Consider the following 556-nt stretch of genomic DNA (forward strand, 5'->3'; position numbering starts at 1 on the left):
CGCGCCTGGGCTGTCGTCCCGCCCCGGACGGCGGGTCAGGAGGCGGTCGGGCCCATCAGCGCGAACCTCGCGCCCTGGTCGTCGGCGACCAGCGCGGAACGCCCGAACGGCGTGTCGGTGGGCTCGCGTTCGACGCTGCCGCCCAGCCGGCGCACCGCGGCGACCGCCGCGTCGCAGTCGTCCACGCGGAAGTACACCAGCATGTGCGCGGGCATCTCGGCCGGGAAGTGCTCGCCCATCTGGAGCCGTCCCACGACCGGCGCCGGGTTGCCGGGCAGGGTGTACACGGCGAAGTCGAAGGCCGCGTCGTCCGACACCTGCTGGGCGGAGTAGCCCAGGGCCTTCTCGTAGAACGGGTCCACGTCGCCCTTGGCGCGGGTGTAGACCTCCGGCCAGAAGAAGCTGCCGTGCTCGCCCTGGATCTCGAAGCCGGCGTGGCCGGCCGCCTGCCAGGCGCCGAACGCGGTGCCGCCGGGGTCGGCGGCGACCAGCAGGGTGCCGTCCGTGCCGATCGGCGTCGGCTCCAGCAGCGCCTTGCCGCCGGCGTCACCGATCC

The 556-nt window shown here is 74.6% G+C and carries 1 protein-coding gene; it reads right to left on the reverse strand.

What is annotated here, in order from left to right; genetic code table 11:
- Positions 1-35 precede the first annotated feature (35 nt).
- The coding region (locus tag ACYVE9_RS30405; protein WP_461031067.1) for a VOC family protein at positions 36-556 on the reverse strand (521 nt) is incomplete at its 5' end.

This window comes from Streptomyces sparsus (genome assembly GCF_054776295.1).